The sequence below is a fragment of the Halolamina sp. CBA1230 genome (genome assembly GCF_002025255.2).
Taxonomy (GTDB): Archaea; Halobacteriota; Halobacteria; order Halobacteriales; family Haloferacaceae; genus Halolamina.
In genome coordinates this window covers 1360318-1382627 of record NZ_CP054587.1, presented here as the reverse complement: position 1 = coordinate 1382627, position 22310 = coordinate 1360318, and the positions used below count along the sequence as shown (strand labels likewise).

The window sequence follows — 22310 nt, the reverse complement described above, 5'->3', positions numbered from 1 at the left end:
TCGGGGTGCCGGTCCCTAGCCGAGGATGATCGCGGTCTCGATGATCCCCGCTCTGATCAGCAGGCTCTGGATGCCGAGGACGAGCGTGAGCCCGATGGCGATGGGGATGACGATGCGGACCCACCACAGCCACGTGGTGGCGAAGCCGTCGCCGAGTGACGTGCCGCGGCCGACTTCGTCCGACGAGAGGTCGAACGCCACCCAGCCGACGAACACCGCGAACAGCAACACGACGATGGGCAGCAGGAGGTTGAACACGACGGCGTTGTACCAGGCGAGCGTGTTCGTCGACAGCGCAGTGGGGATGCCGATCGCCCAGACGACGGCGCCGAGGCCGATGGCGACCTGCTTGCGGCCGTAGTCGTAGTTGTCGACGACGTACGACGTCGGCGTCTCGAGGAGGCTGATGGAGCTGGACAGCGCGGCGAGCAGCAGGATGACGAAGAACACGAACCCGAGAACCGTGCCGCCGGGGATCTGGCCGAACGCGCCCGCGAGGCTGACGAACGCCGCGCCCATGCCGCCGGACCCGGGTTCGACGCCGATTGCGAACAGCACGGGGAAGATGACGAACCCGGCGAGCAGCGCGACGAGCGTGTTCACGACGACGATGGCGGCCCCGTCGGCGGGGAGGCTATCGTCCCGCCCGAGGTAGGAGGCGTACGCGATCATCACGCTGAACCCGAGCGAGAGCGTGAAAAAGGCCTGCCCGACGGCCGAGGGGACGATCGAGGCGAAGTTGGCCGCGAGGTAGCCGAAGTCGGGGGAGAGGTAGTACTCGTAGCCGGCGGCCGCGCCGTCGAGGGTGAACCCCCAGACGGCGAGGCCGACGAGCAACACGATGATGGCGGGGATCATCACCTTGGTCGCCTTCTCGATGCCACTCTGGACGCCGAAGGCGACGATGCCGATGGTGATCGCCATGAAGACGGCGTGGGTCAACACCGCGGTCGGACCGGCGGAGACGGCGCTGAAGAACGCGCCCGCGTCGCCGAAGTAGGCGCCGGTAAGGCTGCCGGTGATGTAGCTGAGCACCCAGCCGCCGACGACGCTGTAGAACGCCAGCGTCGCGATCGACGTGAGGACGCCGAGCGTGCCGGCGAACGACCAGTTGCCGAACCCCAGTTCACCGAACGCGGAGATCGGGTTCTTACTGGACCGGCGACCGATGACGAACTCCATCAGCATCGCCGGGAAGCCGATGAGGAGCACTGCCAGCAGGTAGACGATGAGGAACGCGGCCCCTCCGTTCGATCCGGTCTGGAACGGGAACGACCAGATGTTCCCGAGTCCGACCGCACTTCCCACGGCGGCGAAGATGAAACCGATTCGAGTCGTCCACGTTTCTCGTTCTGCCATGTTCTACCACGGCATGTCCGCTTCGCTTGTTAAAAACCGTTCGGAGCCGCTGTGATATTTAATCTAACTAATCTTTCCACGCACGCGTTCGACGACGGCGCCGAGTCGTCGCTGCTGTAGCCGCCTAGTCGAACCGCAGTTCGACCGCCTCGGTCCGCTCGACGTCGCTCTCGGCGGCCGACCGTTCCGCGAACGCCTCGTGGAGCTTGTCGTAGCTGTCCCCGAGCGCCTCGACGATCACTTTCGTGTCCGAGACGATCGGCATGAAGTTCGTGTCGCCCGACCAGCGCGGGATCAGGTGGGTGTGGAGGTGGTCGTCGATCGACCCGCCCGCGGCGTCGCCGCCGAGGTTCTCGCCGGCGTTGACGCCGTCGGGGTCCATCGCCGCCTCCAGCGCGTCGATGGTCGCGACTTTCAGCTTCGCGTGGTCGAGCAGTTCCGCGTCCGAGAGGTCGGCCCACTCGCCGGTGTGCTGGTCGGGGATGACCATCACGTGGCCCGGCGCGTAGGGGGCGTTGTTGAGCAGGACGAACGAGTGCTCGCTGCGAGCGACGATCTTGCTCTCGCGGTCGTCGTCGCGTTCCGGGAGAACACAGAACGGGCAGCCGTCGATCTCCTCGTCCTCGGGGTCGCGCTCGACCCAGTCGATGCGCCAGGGGGCGAACAGCTGGTCCATGTTGATCGGCTCCGGCGGGCGTGGGGTTAGTGGTTCTGGACGTCCCCGACGTTTATCGGGGATCGGGACACATTTCGGGGTGTCCCCATGGAACTAGAGCAGTTCGTCGACGCGAACGCCCCCGAGGACGCTGGTACCGGCTTCCGGAAGGAGAACAACCGACTGCTGAAGATCCCGGTCGACGGGCTCGTCACGGTGAAGGTGGGCACGATGGTCGCCTACACTGGCGACTTGACGTTCACCGGCAGGTCCTCCGCGGAGGGCGGGCTCACCGGGCTCGTCAAGGACGCGGTCACCGACGAGGGAACGCCGGTGATGGAGGCGGAGGGAACCGGCTCGCTGTATCTCGCCGACCAGGGCAAGAAGGTCCAGATCCTCTCGCTCGACGAGAGCGAGTCGATCTCGGTCAACGGCACCGACGTGCTCGCCTTCGAGGAGCAGGTCGACTACGAGATCGGCACGATCGGCAGCCTCTCCGGCGCCGCCGCCGGCGGGCTGACGAACGTCTACCTCTCCGGCCCCGGCGACGTGGCGATCTCGACCCACGGCGATCCGCTGGTGATGTCGCCGCCGGTCACGACCGACCCGGACGCGACCGTCGCGTGGAGTTCTGACCTCTCGCCCTCGATCGGGAGGAACAAGATGATCGAGCTCGGCCAGCAGTCCGGCGAGTCGATGCAGATGGAGTTCACCGGCTCCGAGGGGTTCGTCGTCGTCCAGCCGTACGAGGAAGGCGGCCAGATGTAGCCGATCCCCCGATTCAGGGCCAGAGACCGCGGGCGTCGTGAGCCTCCGCGACCCGCGTGAGGGCGACGATGTAGGCGGCGTCGCGCCAGCTCACGTCGTACTCCTCGCGGCGGTCACGAACCGTCTCCCACGCGCCGACCATCTCCTCTTCGAGTTCGCGGTGGACGCGCTCCAGCGACCACGCGCGGCGGTTGATGTCCTGCAGCCACTCGAAGTAGCTCACCGTCACCCCGCCGGCGTTCGCGAGGATGTCCGGGATCACGGGGATGCCGCGCTCCTCGAGGATCCTGTCGGCCGTGCTGGTCGTCGGCCCGTTGGCGCCCTCGACGACCACGTCGGCTCGCACGTCGTCGGCGTTGTCGGCAGTGATGACGTTCCCGACGGCGGCGGGGATCAGCACGTCCGCGTCGAGTTCGAGCAGCTCCTCGTTGCTGACCTGCCGGGGTGCAGGGTGACCGAGCACCGCTTCGGGCTCCTCGTGGTGGCTGGGGATCGACGAGGTGTCGAGCCCGTTGGGGTCGTAGATGCCGCCGTTCACGTCGCTGACGGCGACCACGTTCGCGCCCCACTCGTCGAGCAGCCGCGCCGCGTTGGCGCCGACGCTGCCGTACCCCTGGATCGCGATCGAGGTCTCCGACAGGGGCATGTCGTAGTGGGCGGCCGCCTCGCGGGCGACGATGGCGACGCTCCGGCCGGGCGCCTCGTCGCGCCCCTCGCTGCCGCCGACCACCGGCGGCTTCCCCGTGACGACGCCCGGCGTCGTCTCCCCCTCCTGCATCGAGTAGGCGTCCATCAGCCACGCCATCGTCTGCGGGCTGGTCCCCATGTCGGGGGCGGGGATGTCCTTGTTCGGCCCGATGGCGCCCCGGAGCTCCTCCGCGAACCGGCGGGTGAGCCGCTCGGTCTCGGCCTCGCTCAGCGCCTTGGGGTTGACCGCGATCCCGCCTTTCGCGCCGCCGAACGGGAGATCCATCACCGCACATTTCCAGGTCATCCACATCCCGAGCCCCACACACTCGTCGCGGGTCACCTCGGGGTGGTAGCGCAGCCCGCCCTTGTGCGGGCCGCGGACGCTGTCGTGCTGGGCACGATACCCCGTGAACACGTCGACGGAGCCGTCGTCGCGTTCGATCGGCACGGTCACCTCGTGGACCTTCTTCGGGTGTTTCAACCGCTCGATCACGTTGGGGTCCACGTCGACGTGCTCGGCCGCGCTGTGGAGCTGTCGCTTCGCCGTCTCGAGCGCCGACTCGTGTTCGGCGCCGTCGCTCTCCTCCCCGCCCGTCGTGTCTTCGGTCGTAGAACTCACTGTCACTCGAGTGTGGTCCGTCGGTTGCGCATCTCCCCCCCGCAGTCGGGGCAGGTGAGCGGCTGGCTGTCGGCTCGGACGATGTTCCCACACGAGAAACACTCGTAGGGAGTCGGATCGTGGCTGTCGTCGTTCATCTTGTGTTCGGAGGGCGGTCGGCCGCCGCTCCGGTTCGACCCACGGGCTCCTCCCGCCAGAGCCTGACCGTTCACTATCGAACGTCATCGAACCGTCATGGTTTACTATACAACCCCGCCGTCGCTGGCGTCGTCGAACAGCGTGTCGAACAGCTTGCGCTGGACGGTCCGGACGTGGCGGTAGAACGCCTGTGGCGAGATGTCCAGCGTCTCGGCGACCGTCTCGCCGGAGCTGGCACGCGGCGACTCGAAGTAGCCGCTGTAGTAGGCGGTCTGGAGCACCTCGAACTGGCGTTCGGTCAGCCGGTCGAGGAACTCCGCGTAGGGGTCGGCGGCGTCGTCGAGGGTGCGCTTCGAGCGGAGCTCGACCTCGGCGAGCTCGTCGGTGATCAGCGCGGACACCGATCGGGTGTCGACGTTCTCGGGCACGTCGACGGTGAGCGTCGTCCCGGTTGGCGTCGCGGTCGCGCTGTGGAACACGGCGCCGTGGTCGGCGAGTTCGAGCGCGAGGAACTGGTCGGCGAACCGCAGCCGCAGCACGCTGCGTGCCCCCTCGGTGGTGATCCGTTTGATCCCCGAGACGGCGACCAGCTCCGCGGCGGCGGTCTCGACGGCGTCGGCGTCGCCGTTCTCGACGGCGACGAACACGTCGTTCCCCTCCATCGTCTGTCTCACCCCACCCCGGTAGGTGAGCGTGCAGTCGGCGCGCCGGGCCAGCCGAGCGAGCACGAAGCTCGGGTCGTCGACCGCGAACTGGAGCCGGGTCCGGGAGGGGCTCAACAGCGCGTTCTTGCGCTCGGTCGCGCTGATCGCGGCGGCGACGGTCTCGCCGAGTTCGGCCACCACCGACCGCGTCATCCCGTCGAACGCGTCGCGCTCGTCGGCGTAGACGGTCAACACGCCGTAGGAGAGGTCGTTGTACCGCAGCGGTACGCTCAGGCTCGACCGGAACTCCCGAGCGAGGGCGTCCTTGCGCCACGGCTGGCGCAGGTCGTCGGCCACGTCGTCGACGCCCGCTGGCTCGCCGGTCGCGGCCGCGCGGCCGGCCGGTTCCGCTCCCTCCTCGCGGACCGGGAACGAGCGGCTGTCGAGATACCCCCCGCCGTCGCCGGCCCACTGCCGCGGCTCGACGCTGTCGCCCTGTGGGTCGGCCGTCCCGATCCACGCGAACGGGAAGCGGTCGTCGCCCGCGAGCCGCTCGCAGACGCCGCGTTCGATCTCCTCGCGGGTCTCCGAGCGAACGAGCGCCTGATCGATCCCGCGGATGGTCTCGTTGATCCGGTTCAGCTGGGCGAGCCGGCTGTTGTGCTGCTGGAGCTCCCGCTCCTGCCGGCGGAGCCGGGACTCCCGTTCGACCCGGTCCAGCGCCGCCTCCGCGGTCGCCGCCAGCAGGTCCACGAGTTCGACCGTCACGTCGTCGAACGACCGACTCTCCGCCGAGCCGACGACGAGCACGCCGTGGTCGCCCAGCGGGACGAACGCCGCCTGCCGGAGGTCGCTCGCCGGCGCGTCGAAGCCGTGGGCGTCGTGCACGTCCGCGAACCGCAGCGTCTCCTCCCCGACGAACGAGCGGTTGACGGGGCTGTCGGCGTCGACCCGCACCGTCGACGGCGGGCCGTGGAGTCGCTCGACCGCCGCCGACCAGCTCTCGGGCCGGAGCGCGTTCTCGTCGGCGTCGTACAGGTACACGGCGGCGGCGTCGAGGCCGAGCACGTCCGCCGTGTCGTCGACGACGTGGCGGGCGATCGCCCCGGGCGTCTCGGCGTAGAGGAACTCCCGAGCCGTCCCCTGGAGCGTGGTGAGTGCCTGCTCGCGCTGTTTCCGGGTGGTGATGTCCCGGCAGGTGTAGAGGATGCGGCCGTCCTGGATCGACACCTCCCGGACGTTGACGAGCAGCGTGTGCTCCCGCCCGGCCTCGTCGGTCACCGTACACTCGATGTTCTTGAGCACGCCCTCGGCGGCCAGCTCCTCGCGGTCGAACAGGTCGTCGCCGAGCAGCTCCTCGATCGGGTGGTCGGCCCGGATCTCCTCGGCGGTGTAGCCGAAGATGAAGTGGACGTTCGGACAGACGTACTCGTACTCGCCGGCCTCGTCTGTCAGCAACACCGTGTCGGTCATGTACTTCAGCGTCGCGCGGTGGAGCTTCTCCGAGCGTCTGAGGTCGCGCTCCAGCCGTACCCGCTCGGAGACGTCCAGCCCCTCGACGACCAGCGAGACGACCGTCCCGCGCTCGTCCTCGACGGGGTGGACGGAGAGTTCGATCACGCGCCGGTCCGCCGACGCCGGCCCGTCGACGACGACCACGTCGCCGAACTCGCCGGCGGCCCCGCGCTCGACGAGCCGGCGTACGTCGCGCCCGGTGGCGTCGTCCCAGTACGGCAGCGACCAGAACGGCTCGCCGACGGTCTCCTCGACCGACGCGTCGGTCATCCCCCGGGCGGTCCGGTTCACGCGGAGCAGCTCCCCGTCGACGTCGAGCACCCACGTCGCGGTTCTGGAGTCCTGGAACACGGCCTCGAACTGTCTGGCGCGGTCACGCTGGGTGGCGGTGTGGCGCGCCGACCAGAGCGCGCGTTCGAGCCGCTCGAACAGTGTCTCCCACGTCGCTTCGCCCGTCCCGTCGATCGGGACGTAGTCTGTTACGCCCGCGGCGATCGCGTCGCTCGCCAGCCGTTCGGAGCCGTCCCGCGCGCCCAGCACCAGCGGGAACGCCGGCGTCTCCTCCTGGATCGTCGCGAGCAGTTCGACGCCGGAGCCGTCGGCCAGCTGCTGGGCGCCGAGCACACAGTCGACGTCGGCCTGCCGGAACCGATCGAGCGCCGCCGCGGCGCCCGGCTCCACGTCGACGGTCGCGGCCGTCCGTCGCTCCAGCGCGTCCGCAAACCCCGTGAGCCACGGCGTATCGCCCACGAGCAGGAGGTGACAACGGTGGAGGATGCTGTCAGCGCTCGGCATCGGGGTGGGGCGCGGGGCGGCTGACGAGCGGGGCCGGGATCGGACTCATGTTCGAGAACGGTAGCCGGGCCGCGGTGAAAACCGTTCGGCATCCGTCCCCCGTCACCCCCACGACGGCGTCGACCGCGTCGCGTCATCCCGACTCACACAGCCAGAACAGCTATCCGGGAGGCGAGCACACCGACGCACAGAGCTGACCGATGCTCCGCTCGACCTCGTTCTGAGCCGGCCGTCGCCGCGGTGTCGCGGCTGGTCGGCGCCGGTCTCGTACTGTCCGCCAACCGACCACCAGCGACACCGATGTCACACACGACGTTCGTCGACGGCGACCGTATCGACCTCCGACCACCCTGCGAGGACGACGTTCCGTTCCTCGTCGAGGCGGAGAACCACCCCCAAGTCAGACGCCACGTCTCCCGGTTCCGAACGCCGATCGACGAGACCACCTACCGCGAGGAGCGCTGGCCGCCGTCGAACGACGACGACGGCGTCGAACTGCTCGTGGTCCCGAAATCCGGCGAGTTCGGGGGTGATCTAGTCGGCTCCGTCAGCCTCGCGCCGATCCAGCAGCCCGACGGCTACGCCAACTTCGGCGTCTGGCTCCACCCCGACGCGTGGGGGGACGGGTTCGCGCTCGAAGCCGGCGCCCGACTGCTCGACTACGGGTTCCGCTCGCACCGACTCCACCGCGTCTCCGCGACTGTCGCGGCTGACAACGACGCCTCGCGGCGGCTCTGTGCGCGGCTGGGGTTCGTCGAGGAGGGCGCCGCCCGCGAGGCGTGGTTCCTCGACGGCGCGCACGTCGACGCCGTCCACTACGGCCTGCTCGAACGCGAGTGGGACGGGCCTGCGGCCGTTCTGGAGTAGCACCTCTACCGACCGCCCACCGGTGCGTTTAATCCCGAACTGCCCCAACTCCGAGGCGTTATGACGAAAGTCAGCGTAGTCGGTGCGGCAGGGACCGTCGGCGCGGCCGCGGGATACAACCTCGCGCTCCGGGATATCGTCGACGAACTGGTGTACGTCGACATCCCCGAGCAGGAGGACGTCACCGTCGGCCAGGCCGCCGACGCCAACCACGGCGTCGCGTACGACTCGAACACGACCGTCCGGCAGGGCGGCTACGAGGCCACCGCCGGCTCTGACGTGGTGATCATCACCGCCGGCATCCCCCGCGAACCGGGCCAGAGTCGGATCGACCTCGCGGGCGACAACGCGCCGATCATGGAGGACATCGGCGCCTCGCTCGCCGAGCACAACGACGACTTCGTCACCATCACCACCTCCAACCCCGTCGACCTGCTGAACCGCCACCTGTACGAGACCGGCGACCGCGACCGCTCGAAGGTGATCGGCTTCGGCGGCCGGCTCGACTCCGCGCGGTTCCGGTACGTGCTCTCCGAGCGGTTCGACACGCAGGTCAAAAACGTCGAGGCGACGATCCTCGGCGAACACGGCGACGCGCAGGTGCCCGCTTTCTCGAAGGTGCGCGTCGACGGGCGCGACCCCGAGTTCTCTCCCGAGGAACGCGAGGAGATCCTGGGCGACCTCCAGCAGTCCGCGATGGACGTGATCGAGCGCAAGGGCGCGACCGAGTGGGGGCCCGCGACGGGCGTCGCCCACATGGCCGAGTCGGTGATCCGCGACACCGGCGAGGTGCTGCCGGGGAGTATCGTGCTCGACGGCGAGTACGGCTACGAGGACACCGCGTTCGGCGTCCCGCTGAAGCTCGGCTCAGACGGCGTTGAGGAAGTGATCGAGTGGGAGCTCGCCGACTACGAGGCCGACCTGATGGACGACGCCGCGGAGAAGCTCCGCGACCAGTACGGGAAGATCGAGTAGCGGTCGCTCACAACGGCTGCGACCCACCGGCACCGTTTTTCCCCTCCCCGGTTCGTTAGCGAGTATGAACGGTCGACTCGACGCGCCCGAGACGCTCCAGCGCCGCCGGATCGCGGTTTTCCTCGCGGTCGCGTTCGGCGTCTCCTGGGCGACGGCGCTGGCCATCTGGGCCACTGGCGGCCTGCGCAACAGCCCCGAGATCACCGAGGGGATCACGCTCGCGACGGTGCTCCTCCCGACGGCGTACATGTTCGGCCCCGCGATCGGCACCGTCGCCGCCCGGCTCGCGACCGGGGAGGGGTGGGAGCGCCACCGCCTCCGCCCGGAGTTCGAGGGGACGATGTGGACCTACGCCGCCGCGTGGCTGGCGCCCGCGGGGCTGACCGTCGTCGGGGCTGCGCTGTACTTCGCGGTCTTCCCGGCCCAGTTCGACCCGACGATGGCCGCGTTCCGCGAGCAGATGGCGAGCATGGGCGTGGGACTGGATCCGTGGCTCCTGGCGGTGATCCAGATCGTCAGCGCGCTCACGGTCGCGCCGCTGATCAACGGCCTGTTCGCGTTCGGCGAGGAGCTCGGCTGGCGGGCGTACCTGCTGCCGAAGCTCCTGCCGCTGGGGTACCGGCCAGCGGTCCTCCTCTCGGGCGTGATCTGGGGCGTCTGGCACTGGCCGATCCTCGCGATGGGGTACAACTACGGGTTCGACTACCCCGGGTTCCCGTGGACCGGAATGGCTGCGTTCCTCGTGTTCACCGTCGGCGCCGGAACGTTTCTCGCCGAACTCACGGTTCGGGAGGGGAGCGTCTGGCCCGCGAGCGTCGGCCACGGCGCGATCAACGCCATCGCCGGGATCGCGCTGCTGTTCGTCGTCGGCCAGCCCGAGAGCCTGTTCGGACCGACGCCGGTGGGCGTGCTGGCGGCGCTGCCGTGGCTGGTCGTCGCCGCGTGGCTGCTCCGGAAGTAGCACAGGAGCTATGGGTTCGCGGTCCGAGCGACCGCTATGCGCCGTCGTGCCCTCCTCGCGCGCACCGCCCTCCTGACCACCGCCGCCGGGCTGGCCGGCTGTTCCGGCTTCGGCGACGGGACCCCCACCGACTCGTCGACTCCCAGTCCGAGCCCCACAGCTACCCCGACGCCGTCGACGATCGGGACGCCGGCGAGCGGCTCGCTCGCAGTAGTCGAACACGGTCTCTCCCGCTCGAACGAGGGGAGCGAGGACGAACTCGTCGCCGTCGAAGCCACGATCGAGAACACGGGCGAGTCGGCGGCGGTCGGCGTCACCGCTATCGCTCGGTTCTTCGACGAGGACGGAACGCTGCTCGACGAGAGCGAAGCGGACACCGACCGACTCGCCGCCGGCGGGGAGTGGGAGCTCGAACTGCTGTACCCCGGCAGCGGCGACGAGGCCCGCACGGTCGCCGACTACCGACTCCTGATCGAGCAGGACTGATCAGTCGTTCTCGAGCAGGATCTTCCCGACGAACTCGCCGGACTCGGCCAGTTCGTGGGCGTCGGCCACCTCGTCGAACGCGAACCGCTCGTCGATGTGGGGGGTGATCGCGCCGTCGTCGACCAGCGACGCGATCTCGGCCAGTTCCGTGCCGATCCGCTCCTCCCCCTCGCCGCGCAGCACCGGGAGGATCACCAGCACGACGCCGAGTTCGAGCGAGTTCTCGTGCAGCGCTGCGAGCGAGACGTCCTCGGCGGCGCTTGTCTCGGTGGTGACGACGCTGCCGAACGGGCGGGCCGCCTCGAACGCGGTCTCGAGGTGGTCGTCGCCGACGGGGTCGAACACGGTGTCGAACCCCGCGCCGCCGGTGTGCTCGTCGACGTACTCGGCGGGCGAACGCTCGGTGTAGTCGACGGCGGCGTCGGCGCCCAGTTCCCGCGCGAGGTCGCGCTTCGCGGCGGTCGAGCCGGTGGCGACGACGTTCGCGCCCAGCCAGCGGGCGACCTGCACGCCGATATGGCCGACGCCGCCGCTGGCGCCGTACACCAACACGTCGTCGTCGATTCCCACGTCGCTCTTGTCGGTCAGCAACTCCCACGCCGTGAGCGCGACGACCGGCAGCGCGGCGGCGTCGGAAAGCGGGATCGACTCGGGGGCGTTGGCGAACGTGCCCGCGTCGCCGACGACGTACTCCGCGAGCGCGCCCTGTCGGCCCGCGCCGCCGGGCATCCCGTACACCTCGTCGCCCGCCTCGAAGCGCTGGACGTCGTCGCCGACCGCGTCGACGACGCCCGACACGTCACAGCCCAGCGTCGCGGGGAACTCCGGGGCGAAGTCGGGGATGTCGCCCCGGCGGATCTTGTAGTCGACGGGGTTGACACTGGAGGCGACGACCTCGACACGGATCTCCTCGGGGCCGGGATCGGGCACCGGCCGCTCGATCTCGGTGAACTCGTCGGGGCCGCCGTGCTCCTCGACGACGTGTGCGGTCATCTCCGATGGCATCGCTCCAGGATTGGGCTTCCGTGGGGGAGAGGTCGGCGGTCGCGACACGCGCCGCTGGTCGGCCGCGGCACCGCAAAAAATGGGGGAGACGGTGGGGTTACTCGTCCGACTCGTCGTCGTCGGACTCGTTCTGCGTGATCTCGTACTGGAACCCGATCGTGTCCTCGGGCATGATCTCGGCGGTCCACTTGCCGGCGGCCGGCTCATCGAGCTCGTAGACGAACTCGGTCCCGCCGCCGTTGGTGGCGTAGGCGCCGTCCTGCGAGGCGCCGCGCTCCGGGGAGGCGCCGAGGTTCACGTAACCGCTCTGGCTGATCTGCACGCGCTCGGCCTCGATGCGTTCGCCGTCGGGCGAGACGAACGTCACGTCGAAGCTCGCCTCGTCGGCGTTCTCGGCGGTGCGGCGGTTCTGCGGGTTCAGCGTCAGCGTGACGTTGTCGGCCCGCTCCGAGACGTCGAACTCGGCCTCGTACGCCTCCTCGGGCTGTTCCCAGACGACGAAGCTCAGGCTGACTTCCTGCCAGTAGCCGTTGCGGTCACGGCGGTTGGGGTCGTCGAGCCCCAGGTCGATCGACGTGTCGTAGCGCCCGCGATCGGCGTCGGCGTCGGGCGAGACGGTGACCGTCACCGTCGCGGTCTCACCCGGCGCGATCTGGCTCGGCGCGTCGATGTCGATCCAGGACTGGTCGACCTGCTGCGGGCAGTGGGTGCCCATGCAGGTGCCCTGCTGCTGGGCGCGCTCGGGGCTCAGCGGCACCGCCTCTTCGCCGGTGTTCTCGATCACGATCTGCTTGCTGACCGAGTCGCCCGCCTCGACCTGCGTGTTGATGTACGTACTCGAGAGGATCTGGACGGTCGGCTCCTTCCAGACGTTCACGCTCGTGTAGGCGGCGTGGATCGGGCGCTCGGGCCCGCCGGCCGCCGAGACGGTCTCGTCGGTGAACGCGATCTGGGCGGTGTAGCGCGCGATCTCGGTCTCCTCAGGCACCGCGACGCTGACCTCGTACTCGGCTTCCTCGCCCGCGTCGATGCTGTCGGGGCCGTCGATCTCGACCCACGACTCCTCGATCGGGTTGCGGTCGGTCGGCGACGTGAACACGTGGGGGTTCACGTCGACCGTCTCGTCCTCACCGTTCTCGACGACGACGGTGAACGTCCCGCTCTGCCCGGGCTTGAGGTCGAGGTAGCTGTCCTGGGCGTCGACGTAGAGCCGCGTGTAGTTGTCGTGGTCGTTCTCGTCGGTCGATACGGCGTCGTTCACTGCGGGGACCGGTGCGTCCGTCGCGCCGCCGGTCGGCGCGACTGCCGCCGCGGCTGGCACGCCGGCCAGCACGACGAGGAGCGCGATCAGTAGTGTTCGTTTCATGGATGGCGTACGCCGGCGACTCGCCATGGAGGGCAAGAGCGGCGAACGGGCGGCGATTTGTCGGCGTTCGTGAAATAGTTACTGGAGAGTGAAACGGCTGATTGACCGGTCGGGTCACAGCCGTCGGGCGATCCGTTCGGCGGTCGTCGGCCCGACGCCGTCGACGTCCCGCAGCGCCGACTCGCCGGCCTCGCGGATCGCGTCGACCGAGCCGAACCGCCGGAGCAGCCGCTTCCGGGTCGCCGGCCCCACGCCCTCCACCTCGTCGAGCGCGGTCGTCACCTCGTCGCGGACGCTCTGGTGGTACTGGACCGCGAAGCGGTGGGCCTCGTCGCGCACCCGCTGGAGCAGGTGGAGGTGGGGGGCGTCGTCGTCGAACCGCTCCACGTTGTCGGGCGTGATCACCAGCTCCTCCGACTTCGCCAGCGCGATGCAGGGGACGTCCCAGCCGACCTCGTCGAGCGCGTCCGTCGCGGCGCCCAGCTGCCCCTCGCCGCCGTCGATCAGCAGCAGGTCCGGATCGGGGCGGTCGTCTATCCCGTCGACGGCGCGTTCGGCCCGCCAGCGCACCAGTTCGCGCATGTTGGCGTAGTCGTCGTTGCGCTCGGGCAGCTTCTTCCGCCGGTAGCCCGACTTCTCGGCGCTCCCGCCGACGAAGCAGACGTCGCTGCCGACGACCGCCTTCCCTTGGGCGTGGCTCACGTCGAACCCCTCGATCCGCTCGGGGCGCGGGATGTCGAGCGCCTGCCCGAGCGCGCCCACGGGGTCGTCGGCGCCGCCGACGCCGCTGCGGGCGTTTTTCAGCGCGAGTTCGACGAGCTTCCCCTCCCGGCCTGCGCCCGGAACCGACACGTCGACGCCGGCGGTCTCGAGCCAGTCGAGCACGTCCTGGTCGTCCGGCCGCTCCGAGAGCAGGATCGCCTCGGGGAGTTCGCGTTCGGCGTAGTACTGGGTGAGGAACGCTGAGAGCAGCGTCGCGACGCGGTCCTCGCCCTCCGGGGCGTCGAGGCGGTGTCTGGAGCGGTCCACCAACTGCCCGGCGTCGGCGTGGAGTCGCGCGACTGTGGCGTCACCACCCTCTACGACCGCCGCGAGTACGTCGATTTCCTGGCGATTCCCGGGCGAGGAGACCGCCTCGCCGCCCTCGCCGTGGAACGACTCGACCGCTTCGAGGCGGTCCCGGGCGTTGGCGGCGCGCTCGAACTCCTCGCTCTGTGCGGCGCTCTCCATCTCCCGGCGGAGCGGGTCGGCGAGGACGCCCGTCTCACCTTCGAAGAAGCGGACCGCGCTCTCGACGTCCTCCGCGTAGCTCTCGGCGTCGATCGCGTCGACGCAGGGCGCCGAACAGAGTCCCATCTCGTGGTCGATGCAGGGACGGTCGCGGTTGCTGAACTTGTGGTCCGAACAGCCCCGCAGCCCGTACGTCTCCCGGATCGCCTTCACGACCGTCTCGACGTCGCCCTTCCGGGTGTACGGGCCGAAGACCGTGGCGGCGTCGTCGGGGTCGCGGGTGATCTCGATCCGGGGGTACTCGTGGTCGGTCAACTGCACCAGTGGGTAGGATTTGTCGTCCTTCAGCCGGACGTTGTACCGCGGCTGGTGGCGCTTGATCAGGTTCGCTTCGAGCAGCAGCGCCTGTGTTTCGGTGTCGGTGACGGCGGTGTCGACGGCGTCGGCGCGGGCCACCATCTTCCGGATGCGATCGCTCCGCGGTCCGCTCACGGCTTCGCCGTTCGCGCGGCTCGAGGCGGCGAAGCCGCCTCGATGGTCGGCGTAGGAGCGCACGCGGTCGCGGATGTCGACCGCCTTGCCGACGTAGAGAACCGTGTCGCCGTCGCGGTCGAGGAACTGGTAGACGCCGGGCTCCCGGGGGAGGTCGCCGGCGCGTTCGCGGACCTCGCTCGCGTCCATTCAGTCGGGGTAGGGCGTGGGCGCGTTTGAGCGTGACGCCCTGGACGAATCAGTCGTCGGCCGGGGCCATCCCCTGTTCCCGGAGGTGGTCGAACACCTCGTCCGTCTCGGTGACGAACGTGTCGTGTTCGTACTCGTTGCCGTGCAGCACCGTCGAGAAGTACTCGGTGACGCCGGCGACGTTGATCGTTTCCGCGAGTTCGGCCTCCGAGACTCCCGCGAACCGGGCCTCCTCCTTGTGGAAGTACGAGCAGTACTGACAGTTCATCGCCGCGGCCGCGCTCACGCCGACGAGCGCCTTCTCCCGCGGGGTGAGCTCGGTCTCCCCGAGGAGGAGATCCCGGAAGATCCCCCAGCTGTGGTCGCTTGCGGGCTCCGCGAGGAGCTGCATCCACCCCGGCACCTGTCCGAGCGTTTCCTCGATCTCCTGGACCGTCTGTTGTGTCGCCATGATCGTCGCCCTCCTTTGGGCAGTGATACCAATGCACGCGCGATCGGATAGCTGTGCTGCCACTACCTGTGTCCGAGTGTCGTCGGATACAGTGCTGTCCATGTCCACGACACGACGACTTAGGGACCCGTCGCACCGGTGCGGCCCTCGACGGGTGACCACCCCGACCGCCGAGTACAAACCCCGCCCACCACAACCACGTTCCATGACCCGCGTCTGGCTGGTCGACCGCGACGTCGACAGCCGCAATCTCGTGACGATGACCTACGCCACGCCGGACGGCGAGCGAGCGTTCTCCAGACAGGCCGCGCTGGACAGTCTCGCCCGTCGCGACGCGCCGACCGCCGCCGTCGACGTCGACGACGACCGTCTTGACCCCGTCGACGACCCCGAGACAGCGGAGCGCTACGCGGCGGAAGCCCAGCGCGTCGCGGCGGAACACGACCCGGAAGACGTACTCTGAGCGATAGTTACACCCGCGACGCAGCCGAAACCCTTTATCGGGAACCGCGGCAAGCCGGCCCATGGCCGCCATCGAACTCGACGGGGTGACGAAGCGCTTCGACGACGTGACCGCCGTCGACGCGCTCGATCTGACCGTGGAGGAGGGCGAGGTGTTCGGCTTCCTCGGCCCGAACGGCGCCGGGAAGTCGACGACGATCAACCTCCTGCTCGACTTCGTGCGCCCCACCGCGGGGCGCGTGGAGGTGCTCGGGATGGACCCCCAGGCCGACAGCGTCGCCGTCCGGGAGCGAACTGGCGTGCTCCCGGAGGGTTTCTCGACGTACGAGCGCCTGACGGGCCGCGAACACCTCGAGTTCGCGATCGAGTCCAAGGACGCCGACGCCGACCCCGACGCCGTGCTCGAGCGGGTGGGGCTCGCCGGCGACGGCGACCGCAAGGCCGGCGGCTACTCGAAGGGGATGGCCCAGCGCCTCGCGCTCGGGATGGCGCTCGTGGGCGACCCCGACCTGCTGATCCTCGACGAGCCCTCCTCCGGGCTCGACCCTGCGGGGGCGAAGGAGATGCGCGATATCGTCCGGGAGGAGGCCGATCGCGGTGCGACCGTCTTTTTCTCCAGCCACGTGCTCGGGCAGGTCGAGGCGGTCTGTGACAGCGTGGGTATCCTCCGCGAGGGACGGCTCGTCGCGAAGGACTCCGTCGAAGGGCTGCGCGACGCCGTGGGCTCCGGCGCGACGCTCGAGATCACCGCCGACGGCGTCGACGACGCGGCGCTCGACGCGGTGCGGGCGCTCGACGGCGTCGACGCCGCCTCGACCGACGGCGCGACCGTGACGGTCCAGTGCGACCCCGAGGCCAAGACCGCCGTCATCGGCGCGCTCGAGGACGCGGGCGTCGTCGTCGAGGACTTCTCGACCCGCGAGTCGTCGCTGGAGGACCTGTTCCTCGCGTACACGGAGGGGGATACGCCGAACGACGGGCCCGACGACGGCGCCGCCGAGGAGGTGGAGCCATGAGCTGGGAGGCCGTCGCGCGGAAGGATTTCCGGGATGCGGTGCGCTCGCGCTGGCTCTGGGTGCTGTCGGCGCTGTCGATCCTGGTGTTCGCCGGCGCGGCGATCGGCCGACTCTACTACGGCGGCGGCCAGCAGGGCGGCGGCGTGCTCCGCACGTTCCTCTTCTTCCTCAAACAGGGGACGGCGATCATCATCCCGCTGACGGCGCTGGTGATCGCCTACGGCTCGATCACCCGCGAGCGGGAGTCGGGCACGATCAAGCTCCTGCTCTCGCTACCTCACTCCCGGGACGACGTGGTGCTCGGGAAGTTCCTCGGCCGCAGCGGCGTCGTCGCGCTGCCGGTGCTGATCGGGTTCCTCGTCGCCTTCCTCGCGCTGCTGCCGGCGGCGTCGGGGCTGGACATCCTCGTCTACGTCGAGTTCGCGCTGCTGACCGCGCTGCTGGGCGTCGTGTTCGTCGGCATCGCCGTCGGCGTCTCCGCCGCCGCGAACACGAACCAGCAGGCGCTGGTCGGCGCTGGCGGGCTGTTCGCGACCTTCTGGTTCCTCTGGAACTTCTTCGTCACCGGCGTCAACCGCGCGGCGACGGAGCTGTTCGGGCTCTCGACGCCCCAGCAGTTCCAGCTCCGGCTGGCGCTGAAGATCCTCAACCCGATCCAGGCGTACAAGTCGCTGGTCGACAGCCTGTTCTTCTCCGACTTCGAGGCCCGCGTCCGGATGTTCAGCCTGCTACTGGGGATGATCCCGAACCAGCAGGCCGCACAGGCGCTCGGCCCGAACCTCTCGCCGGTGTTCTCCGACGGCGTGGTGCTGGCGGCGATGCTGCTCTGGCTGGCCGTCCCGCTCGCGGTCGGTGTCGTCTGGTTCCGCGACGCGGAGCTGTAGGGTCGAAAAAGGATCCGACTACCGTCCCCTTCGTGGGTCCTGATCCGCTCCACGTAGAGCGGTGTTACGACCGCCGCGCGACCGTCCCTACTGGGCCTCGTCCGCCCCTACGACTCGACGGTAGCGCATAACTAATCGGCACGGCTCACACGGTTGTCCTGCCGGATTCCGGCGACAACCATGACCGACAGAGACGACACAGGTTCGACTGACGGGCAGTCCAGGCGGAACTTTCTGACCACCTCGGCGGTAGCCGGCGGCGCGCTGCTGAGCCTCGGCGGCGCCACGGGCGTCGCGCTCGCCGACACCGAGCAGGCGTTCGACGACGTGGAGGGAACCGACGTCGACGTGCTGAACTACGCGCTGTCGCTCGAGCAGTTCGAGAGCGCGTTCTACGAAACGGCGCTCGAGACGTTCGACGAGGCGGCGTTCGACGACTCGGACGCCGTCGAACTGTACGACGCCGAGACGGTGTACGGCTACGTCGAGACGCTCGCGGACCACGAGGCCGAGCACGTCGAGGTGCTCACGGAGGCCGTCGAACTGCTCGGCGGCGAGCCCGCCGAGCCCGCGGAGTACGAGTTCGGGTTCGAGGAGGTGGGCGAGTTCTTCTCGCTGGCGGCGGTGATCGAGAACGCCGGGGTCGCCGCGTACGCGGGTGCCGCGCCGTTCGTCGAGAGCCCCGATCTGCTCGCCGTCGCGCTGTCGATCCACAGCGTCGAGGCGCGCCACGCGGCGCTGGCGAACCAACTCGCCGGGACGTCGCCGTTCCCGGACGCGTTCGACGGTGCGAGCAGCCAGTCCGACGTGCTCGACACCGTGGGCCAGTTCGTGGCTGACGAGGAGAACGGTGACGAAACAGACACGCCCGAGGACGGGACCGAGACGCCGGACGGGAACGAGACGGACACCCCGGCAGACAACGGGACTGACACCCCAGCAGACAACGGAACGGACACCCCGGCCGGCAACGAGACGACGCCGGACGGGCCTGGCAACGAGACTGCGACGCCGAACGACACTGCCGGCAACGAGACGGCCCCGAACGGGGACTGACTACTCCTCTCGCTCGACCTCGTGGCGACCGAACCCGTAGCGGAGTCGGTTCGCCAGCCGTCGCGCGAACCGTCCCTCCTCGGGCGCCCGCGAGCCGAACCGCTCGGCGAGCGCCTGATAGATCAGCGGCACCGGCGTCTCCTGCTCCAGCGCCTCCTGGACCGTCCACGTGCCCGTCGAGCCGCCGGCGACGTGGTCCGCCACGTCCCCGAGGTCGTTCCCCTCCTCGCGGAACGCCTCCTCGCAGAGTTCGAGCAGCCACGAGCGGATCACCGCGCCGTTGTTCCACGTTCGGGCGACGGCTTCGAGGTCGAGGTCGTAGCGACCGTTCGCGAGCAGTTCGAACCCTTCGCCGTACGCCTGCATCAGCGCGTACTCGACGCCGTTGTGGACCATCTTCACGTAGTGGCCCGACCCCGAGGGGCCCATGCGCTCGTGACCGGCGTTCCCGGTCGCGACGGCGTCGAAGACGGGCACCATCGCCTCGTACGCCCACTCGGGGCCGCCGACCATCAGCGAGAAGCCGAGATAGGCGCCGGCGGGGCCGCCGGAGGTGCCGCAGTCGAGGTAGGCGGCGTCGGTGTCCCCCGCGCGCCGGACCGACGCCTCGAAGTGGGAGTTCCCGCCGTCGACGATCACGTCGTCCTCGCCGACGTGGGGTTCGAGGTCGTCGAGCGTGGCGTCGACGGGGTCGCCCGCCGGCACCATCAGCCAGATCCGCTTCTCCGAGCCCAGTCGGTCACAGAGGTCCTCAACGCTGTCGGCGGCGGTCGCGCCCGCTTCCGCGGCCTCCGCGGTCGCCTCAGCGCTCAGGTCGAACGCGACCACGTCGTGGCCCGCGTCGAGAGATCGGTCGACGACGATCTGCCCCATCCGCCCGAGTCCGATGACGCCCAGTTCCATACTCCGAGGCTGTGAGGGGAGGCGTGTAGCCGTTGCGGTCCCGAGACGGCGGGGACGTGTAGCGGCGCCGGATCGCCCCCGTCCCGCGGGGCTTTTGCGCCCCGGCGCCGACGCCTCGGGCATGGACGAACGCATCCGCGAGCACGCGAGGACCTTGGTGGACTGGAGCGCCCGGATCGAGGCGGGCGACGACGTGGTGCTCTCCGTCGCCGAAGGCGCACACGACCTCGCCGTCGCGGTCGCCGAGGAACTGGGGGAGCGCGACGCGAACGTCGTGACGCTGTACGGCTCCGACGAGGTGGACCGGGCGTACACGCGGGCCCACAGCGGCGAGTTCGACGAGGACCCCGAGTACGAGCGCGCGCTGTACGAGCACGCCGACGCGGTGCTCCGCCTCGGCGGCGGCCGGAACACCACCGAGGGCGCGGACGTGCCCTCGGAGAAACGGCAGGCCAAGGGCCGCGCTCGCCAGGGGATCCGCGAGGCGCGGATGGACACCGACTGGGTGTCGACGGTCCACCCCACCCGCGCGCTGGCCCAGCAGGCCGGGATGAGCTACGAGGAGTACCAGCAGTTCGTCTACGACGCGATCCTGCGGGACTGGGCGGAGCTGGCCGAGAAGATGGCGACGATGAAGGAGATCCTCGACGAGGGGAGCGAGGTCCGGATCGTGAAGGAGGACACCGACCTCACGATGTCCATCGAGGGCCGCACCGCCGTGAACTCCGCGGCGAGCGTGGCGTACGACTCCCACAACCTCCCCTCCGGCGAGGTGTTTACCGCGCCCCACGCCACGGAGGGGGAGGTGTTCTTCGACGTGCCGATGACGATCAACAGCCAGCGTGTGCGGAACGTCCACCTCACCTTCGAGGACGGCGAGGTCGTCGACTTCGCGGCCGAGCAGAACGAGGACGCCATCGCGGAGGTGCTGGATACGGACGAGGGTGCGAAGCGACTGGGCGAACTCGGCATCGGGATGAACCGCGGGATCGACCGCTTCACCGACAACATCCTGTTCGACGAGAAGATGGGCGACACGGTGCATCTGGCGCTCGGGCGGGCGTACGAGTCGAACTTCCCGGAGGGGAGAGAGGACGAGGCGAACGACTCGGCGGTTCACGTCGACATGATCACCGACATGAGCGAGGACTCGCGGCTGGAGGTGGATGGGGAGGTGGTGCAGCGGAACGGGACGTTCCGGTTCGAGTAGCGAGGTCGGGGCAACGCGAGCGACCTTCGGGAGCGAGCGGAAACCGACCTCGGAACGCGAGCAGGGCGGGATCGAAGATCCCGCTGGCAGGGAGGAGCGAAGCTCCTCGGGCAACCGGAAGCCGGGGGCTTTCGGTGACAGCCGGCGGCGGAGCCGCCGGCGACGGTGAACGGAGTGAGCCGCGAGCGGACGGTTTTGAGGGGTAGCGCGTAAATTCGGTGGCGGCCGGTTTTCGTTCTCCGTCTCTGCAGACATCACCGCGGAGTGAGTATGACGCGTACTCCTTGTTGGTGTGCAGTTCGGTTCAGTCTGCGAACGTCACCGCGGAGTGAGCATGACCACTTGTGACCGCACCGCCCCGCACAGCCCACAAACCTCCCCAGCCGACTCACTCGCTCCGGCAGAGCAAAGCTCTGCCGTGCTCTCGTTCACTTCGTTCACGAGAACTTCGCTCGTTCGTCCCTCGCGCTGACACGCGGCACGAGGCCGCGTGCGCTTCGCGCCGACAGCGGCAGCGGTGCGGTGGCGGTGGACGCCTCGCGCTCGCAACGGTCGCGAGCGCGGGGGGAGGGGTGGGGAGTCCATGCTGTGCCGGGCCTCGTGCCCGGCACCCTGCGGTCACAAGTGGTCATGCTTCGAGACGCTGTTGCGGTTGCTGTCCCAGTTGCCAACGGTTGAGATGCCGTTGCGGTTGCTGTCCCGGTTGCTAACGGTCGAGATGCTGTTGCGGTTGCTGTCCCAGTTGCCAACGATCGAGATGCCGTCGCCGTCGCGTAATCGACGAGTCGAGAGACGGTATCGAAGCCAACGTCGACACCGACGAACAACGAACGTTTTCACCCACACGCCACAACCACCGATCGATGCCCGAGTTCGACTCAGACGCCGTCGCTCCCACGCTCCGACTGCTCTACCAGTCCGGCGTGGGCATCTCCCCCAGCGGCATCGCCGCCAACCTCGACGACCGGATGGACGACCCGCCCAGCCGAACCGCCGTCCTCGACGCCGTCCGAGAGCTCCTGGACACCCGACTCGTCCGCCGACTCGACGAGGTGGCGTCCTGCTACATCATCACCGACCACGGCCGGGACTACGTCGAGACCGAACTCGACGCCGAAGCGATGGGCCTTCACTGAGCGTCGACACCATCCGACTCGCCGGCCACGCTTCGAACAGCAGACTCGATGATTCCCAGTACGGCCGCCACAGCCGCGACCAGCGGCGGGTAGAAGAAGACGAGCACCGTGTAGCTCTCCGGATTGGCCGTGTCCGCGATCAGCACGAGGAACGCAACTGGCACGAGCGCCGGAAGGACGAGGCCAGCCCGGTCGTAGAGGTACGCCGGCACGGCACCGACGAGGAACACGCCGAGGGTCCCGGCCAGCGTGGGCATGAACCCAAAGAACGGGCTCGCAAGCGAAAGCAGATCCCCAACTGACGGGTACCACCCGAACGCGACGCCGATCGTGACGACGAGCGCGAGGTAGGCGACGCCGACGACGGTCACCGTCGTCAGCGACTCCCCGAGCATCGTTCGAAGCCGCCCAGACATTACTTACCGAATAAAACCGAAG

The 22310-nt window shown here is 69.3% G+C and carries 22 protein-coding genes; 11 read left to right on the top strand and 11 right to left on the bottom strand.

All coding sequences use genetic code 11. The features are described from left to right. Positions 1-15 precede the first annotated feature (15 nt). Both B4589_RS07170 and B4589_RS07165 read right to left on the bottom strand, forming a co-directional pair. Complete coding sequence (locus B4589_RS07170) at positions 16-1359, bottom strand: sodium-dependent transporter (protein ID WP_079233619.1); 1344 nt, start codon at positions 1357-1359, stop codon at positions 16-18. Positions 1360-1483: 124 nt separating this feature from the next. After that, entirely contained in the window at positions 1484-2035 is a 552-nt protein-coding gene (locus tag B4589_RS07165) for an HIT domain-containing protein (protein ID WP_079233618.1), read from the bottom strand. Positions 2036-2122: 87 nt separating this feature from the next. Here B4589_RS07165 and B4589_RS07160 point away from each other — a divergent pair, with 87 nt between their 5' ends. Then, positions 2123-2782: an AIM24 family protein gene (locus B4589_RS07160; protein WP_079233617.1), complete on the top strand. Its 660-nt coding sequence runs from the start codon at positions 2123-2125 to the stop codon at positions 2780-2782. A 13-nt stretch (positions 2783-2795) separates the two neighbouring features. Here B4589_RS07160 and gdhB read toward each other — a convergent pair whose 3' ends face one another. The 3 genes from gdhB to B4589_RS07145 form a co-directional block, all read right to left on the bottom strand. Continuing rightward, entirely contained in the window at positions 2796-4091 is a 1296-nt protein-coding gene (gdhB, locus tag B4589_RS07155) for a glutamate dehydrogenase GdhB (RefSeq protein WP_143414287.1), read from the bottom strand. A 2-nt stretch (positions 4092-4093) separates the two neighbouring features. Next, positions 4094-4228, bottom strand: a complete 135-nt coding sequence (locus B4589_RS07150; protein ID WP_143414286.1) for a rubrerythrin-like domain-containing protein — start codon at positions 4226-4228, stop codon at positions 4094-4096. A gap of 105 nt (positions 4229-4333) precedes the next feature. Next, on the bottom strand, positions 4334-7183 hold the full coding sequence (locus tag B4589_RS07145; protein WP_079233615.1) for a bacterio-opsin activator domain-containing protein: 2850 nt from the start codon (positions 7181-7183) through the stop codon (positions 4334-4336). 300 nt (positions 7184-7483) lie between these two features. Between B4589_RS07145 and B4589_RS07140 the strand changes: the two genes are divergently transcribed. The 4 genes from B4589_RS07140 to B4589_RS07125 all read left to right on the top strand — a co-directional run bounded on the left by B4589_RS07140 (position 7484) and on the right by B4589_RS07125 (position 10472). Continuing rightward, positions 7484-8050: a GNAT family N-acetyltransferase gene (locus B4589_RS07140; RefSeq protein ID WP_079233614.1), complete on the top strand. Its 567-nt coding sequence runs from the start codon at positions 7484-7486 to the stop codon at positions 8048-8050. Positions 8051-8110: 60 nt separating this feature from the next. Further along, a complete protein-coding gene (gene mdh / locus B4589_RS07135) occupies positions 8111-9025 on the top strand; it encodes a malate dehydrogenase (protein WP_079233613.1) in 915 nt (304 codons plus the stop codon). 64 nt (positions 9026-9089) lie between these two features. Next, positions 9090-9986, top strand: coding sequence for a CPBP family intramembrane glutamic endopeptidase (locus tag B4589_RS07130; protein WP_079233612.1), 897 nt, complete (start codon positions 9090-9092; stop codon positions 9984-9986). Between the two features lie 36 nt (positions 9987-10022). Next, the gene (locus B4589_RS07125) at positions 10023-10472 is read left to right on the top strand and encodes an FxLYD domain-containing protein (protein WP_079233611.1); all 450 of its coding nucleotides are present in this window, start codon (positions 10023-10025) and stop codon (positions 10470-10472) included. On the opposite strand, the gene B4589_RS07120 is transcribed toward B4589_RS07125, so the two are convergent. The 4 genes from B4589_RS07120 to B4589_RS07105 all read right to left on the bottom strand — a co-directional run bounded on the left by B4589_RS07120 (position 10473) and on the right by B4589_RS07105 (position 15205). Then, positions 10473-11477 (bottom strand): zinc-binding dehydrogenase, encoded by a 1005-nt coding sequence (locus B4589_RS07120; RefSeq protein WP_079233610.1) that lies wholly within the window; start codon positions 11475-11477, stop codon positions 10473-10475. It abuts the gene before it with no gap. Positions 11478-11574: 97 nt separating this feature from the next. Continuing rightward, positions 11575-12843 (bottom strand): hypothetical protein, encoded by a 1269-nt coding sequence (locus B4589_RS07115; RefSeq protein ID WP_079233609.1) that lies wholly within the window; start codon positions 12841-12843, stop codon positions 11575-11577. A 114-nt stretch (positions 12844-12957) separates the two neighbouring features. Then, on the bottom strand, positions 12958-14754 hold the full coding sequence (locus B4589_RS07110; RefSeq protein WP_079233608.1) for an excinuclease ABC subunit C: 1797 nt from the start codon (positions 14752-14754) through the stop codon (positions 12958-12960). Positions 14755-14803: 49 nt separating this feature from the next. After that, positions 14804-15205: a carboxymuconolactone decarboxylase family protein gene (locus tag B4589_RS07105; protein WP_079233607.1), complete on the bottom strand. Its 402-nt coding sequence runs from the start codon at positions 15203-15205 to the stop codon at positions 14804-14806. A gap of 205 nt (positions 15206-15410) precedes the next feature. Between B4589_RS07105 and B4589_RS07100 the strand changes: the two genes are divergently transcribed. From B4589_RS07100 to B4589_RS07085, 4 genes are all read left to right on the top strand, one after another. Next, on the top strand, positions 15411-15668 hold the full coding sequence (locus B4589_RS07100; RefSeq protein WP_079233606.1) for a hypothetical protein: 258 nt from the start codon (positions 15411-15413) through the stop codon (positions 15666-15668). Between the two features lie 61 nt (positions 15669-15729). Further along, the gene (locus tag B4589_RS07095; RefSeq protein ID WP_079233605.1) at positions 15730-16683 is read left to right on the top strand and encodes an ABC transporter ATP-binding protein; all 954 of its coding nucleotides are present in this window, start codon (positions 15730-15732) and stop codon (positions 16681-16683) included. Next, positions 16680-17567 carry an ABC transporter permease gene (locus B4589_RS07090; RefSeq protein ID WP_079233604.1) on the top strand — a complete coding sequence of 296 codons (888 nt, stop codon included), beginning with the start codon at positions 16680-16682 and terminating at the stop codon, positions 17565-17567. Before B4589_RS07095 ends, B4589_RS07090 begins: the two co-directional genes overlap by 4 nt. Before the next feature lie 180 nt (positions 17568-17747). Further along, positions 17748-18623 (top strand): ferritin-like domain-containing protein, encoded by an 876-nt coding sequence (locus B4589_RS07085; RefSeq protein ID WP_079233603.1) that lies wholly within the window; start codon positions 17748-17750, stop codon positions 18621-18623. Here B4589_RS07085 and gnd read toward each other — a convergent pair whose 3' ends face one another. Beyond that, positions 18624-19526: a phosphogluconate dehydrogenase (NAD(+)-dependent, decarboxylating) gene (gene gnd, locus B4589_RS07080; protein WP_079233602.1), complete on the bottom strand. Its 903-nt coding sequence runs from the start codon at positions 19524-19526 to the stop codon at positions 18624-18626. It lies immediately after the preceding gene. 121 nt (positions 19527-19647) lie between these two features. Between gnd and B4589_RS07075 the strand changes: the two genes are divergently transcribed. Both B4589_RS07075 and B4589_RS07070 read left to right on the top strand, forming a co-directional pair. Next, on the top strand, positions 19648-20736 hold the full coding sequence (locus B4589_RS07075) for an aminopeptidase (protein WP_079233601.1): 1089 nt from the start codon (positions 19648-19650) through the stop codon (positions 20734-20736). Positions 20737-21599: 863 nt separating this feature from the next. Then, entirely contained in the window at positions 21600-21872 is a 273-nt protein-coding gene (locus tag B4589_RS07070) for a hypothetical protein (RefSeq protein WP_079233600.1), read from the top strand. Here B4589_RS07070 and B4589_RS07065 read toward each other — a convergent pair. Next, complete coding sequence (locus B4589_RS07065) at positions 21866-22288, bottom strand: hypothetical protein (RefSeq protein ID WP_079233599.1); 423 nt, start codon at positions 22286-22288, stop codon at positions 21866-21868. The two genes, B4589_RS07070 and B4589_RS07065, sit on opposite strands and share 7 nt — an antisense overlap. Positions 22289-22310: the final 22 nt, after the last annotated feature.

What these genes read in the sequence shown, in the direction of transcription:
- B4589_RS07075 (WP_079233601.1), top strand. Translation starts at nt 19,648, where the DNA reads ATGGACGAACGCATCCGCGAGCACGCGAGGACCTTGGTGGACTGGAGC.
- B4589_RS07140 (WP_079233614.1), top strand. Translation starts at nt 7,484, where the DNA reads ATGTCACACACGACGTTCGTCGACGGCGACCGTATCGACCTCCGACCA.
- B4589_RS07130 (WP_079233612.1), top strand. Translation starts at nt 9,090, where the DNA reads ATGAACGGTCGACTCGACGCGCCCGAGACGCTCCAGCGCCGCCGGATC.
- B4589_RS07065 (WP_079233599.1), bottom strand. Translation starts at nt 22,288, where the DNA reads ATGTCTGGGCGGCTTCGAACGATGCTCGGGGAGTCGCTGACGACGGTG.
- B4589_RS07085 (WP_079233603.1), top strand. Translation starts at nt 17,748, where the DNA reads ATGACCGACAGAGACGACACAGGTTCGACTGACGGGCAGTCCAGGCGG.
- B4589_RS07115 (WP_079233609.1), bottom strand. Translation starts at nt 12,843, where the DNA reads ATGAAACGAACACTACTGATCGCGCTCCTCGTCGTGCTGGCCGGCGTG.
- B4589_RS07110 (WP_079233608.1), bottom strand. Translation starts at nt 14,754, where the DNA reads ATGGACGCGAGCGAGGTCCGCGAACGCGCCGGCGACCTCCCCCGGGAG.
- gnd (WP_079233602.1), bottom strand. Translation starts at nt 19,526, where the DNA reads ATGGAACTGGGCGTCATCGGACTCGGGCGGATGGGGCAGATCGTCGTC.
- B4589_RS07125 (WP_079233611.1), top strand. Translation starts at nt 10,023, where the DNA reads ATGCGCCGTCGTGCCCTCCTCGCGCGCACCGCCCTCCTGACCACCGCC.
- B4589_RS07095 (WP_079233605.1), top strand. Translation starts at nt 15,730, where the DNA reads ATGGCCGCCATCGAACTCGACGGGGTGACGAAGCGCTTCGACGACGTG.
- B4589_RS07105 (WP_079233607.1), bottom strand. Translation starts at nt 15,205, where the DNA reads ATGGCGACACAACAGACGGTCCAGGAGATCGAGGAAACGCTCGGACAG.
- B4589_RS07070 (WP_079233600.1), top strand. Translation starts at nt 21,600, where the DNA reads ATGCCCGAGTTCGACTCAGACGCCGTCGCTCCCACGCTCCGACTGCTC.
- B4589_RS07150 (WP_143414286.1), bottom strand. Translation starts at nt 4,228, where the DNA reads ATGAACGACGACAGCCACGATCCGACTCCCTACGAGTGTTTCTCGTGT.
- B4589_RS07090 (WP_079233604.1), top strand. Translation starts at nt 16,680, where the DNA reads ATGAGCTGGGAGGCCGTCGCGCGGAAGGATTTCCGGGATGCGGTGCGC.
- B4589_RS07165 (WP_079233618.1), bottom strand. Translation starts at nt 2,035, where the DNA reads ATGGACCAGCTGTTCGCCCCCTGGCGCATCGACTGGGTCGAGCGCGAC.
- B4589_RS07145 (WP_079233615.1), bottom strand. Translation starts at nt 7,183, where the DNA reads ATGCCGAGCGCTGACAGCATCCTCCACCGTTGTCACCTCCTGCTCGTG.
- B4589_RS07100 (WP_079233606.1), top strand. Translation starts at nt 15,411, where the DNA reads ATGACCCGCGTCTGGCTGGTCGACCGCGACGTCGACAGCCGCAATCTC.
- mdh (WP_079233613.1), top strand. Translation starts at nt 8,111, where the DNA reads ATGACGAAAGTCAGCGTAGTCGGTGCGGCAGGGACCGTCGGCGCGGCC.
- B4589_RS07120 (WP_079233610.1), bottom strand. Translation starts at nt 11,477, where the DNA reads ATGCCATCGGAGATGACCGCACACGTCGTCGAGGAGCACGGCGGCCCC.
- B4589_RS07160 (WP_079233617.1), top strand. Translation starts at nt 2,123, where the DNA reads ATGGAACTAGAGCAGTTCGTCGACGCGAACGCCCCCGAGGACGCTGGT.
- B4589_RS07170 (WP_079233619.1), bottom strand. Translation starts at nt 1,359, where the DNA reads ATGGCAGAACGAGAAACGTGGACGACTCGAATCGGTTTCATCTTCGCC.